Origin of the sequence: Acinetobacter terrae (genome assembly GCF_013004375.1) — a bacterium.
In the GTDB taxonomy this organism is placed as follows: Bacteria; Pseudomonadota; Gammaproteobacteria; order Pseudomonadales; family Moraxellaceae; genus Acinetobacter; species Acinetobacter terrae.
On the sequence record NZ_JABERI010000028.1, the window covers coordinates 1 to 1,129 of the forward strand.

2 protein-coding genes are annotated in these 1,129 nt (G+C 47.9%); both read right to left on the bottom strand.

From position 1 onward, the window contains the following. Nucleotides 1-698 (bottom strand): FAD-binding protein (locus HLH14_RS12045; RefSeq protein ID WP_171533149.1); only part of this gene is annotated, 698 nt, incomplete at its 3' end. Between the two features lie 17 nt (nt 699-715). Beyond that, a partial coding sequence (locus HLH14_RS12050; protein ID WP_171533150.1) for an electron transfer flavoprotein subunit beta/FixA family protein occupies nt 716-1,129 on the bottom strand: 414 nt, incomplete at its 5' end.

Consider the following 1,129-nt stretch of genomic DNA (forward strand, 5'->3'; position numbering starts at 1 on the left):
TCCACTGCAGCACGTGAAGCACCTTGAGCAGCGCCCAGCTTGTCCGCCAACGGATCAAGGATTGTGTGGTAGTTTTCACCTGAACCCACACCGCGACCACCAGAAACCACAATACGCGCAGCTGTAAGTTCTGGACGTTCAGATTTAACAATCTCTTCAGAAATAAATGTAGAGATGCCCGCATCTTGAACGTCGCTTACCGCTTCCACTGCCGCAGAACCGCCTGTGGTCGCGACAGGATCAAATGCAGTACCACGAACAGTGGCAACAACAACAGATTCAGAAGATTCTACCGTTGCAATGGCGTTACCTGCATAAATTGGACGTTTGAAAGTTTTAGGGCTTTCAACAGCAACGATATCCGTGATCATGCTGACGTCTAAAAGTGCAGCAGCGCGTGGCAATACGTTTTTACCATTTGAGGTAGATGCAGCCAGGATATGGCTATAGCCTTTGCCTAACTCGGCAACGAGTTTAGCCACATTTTCAGCCAACTGATGTGCATAAGCCGCGTTGTCCGCAAGCAATACCTTGCTGACACCCGCAACTTGAGCCGCCTGGTCAGCAACGGCCTGAGCACCAGCCCCCGCAACCAATACAGTGATATCACCACCAATTTTTTGAGCTGCAGCAACAACGTTTAAAGTAGCAGCGTTTAGTGCTTTATTGTCGTGCTCAGCGATAACTAAAATACTCATGATTTTATCCTTCTGTATTAGATCACTTTCGCTTCGTTTTTAAGTTTTGCAACAAGCTCGTCAACAGATTTCACTTGTACGCCAGCTTTACGCTCTGCTGGTGGCTCAACCTTCACTGTTTTAAGTTTAGTCGTCGCTGAAACGCCATAATCTGCAGGAGACTTCACATCAAGCGGTTTTTTACGCGCTTTCATGATGTTTGGCAGAGCTGCATAACGTGGCTCGTTCAAACGCAAGTCCGTGGTAATAATGGCAGGCAGGTTCAGTTCAACCGTTTGTAAACCACCATCCACTTCACGAGTCACCTGAACTTTGTCGCCAGCAACATTGACGACAGAAGCAAAGGTACCTTGACCAGCGCCAAGTAAAGCAGCAAGCATCTGACCCACCTGATTCGAGTCGTCATCAATCGCTTGTTTACCTAGAAGGAT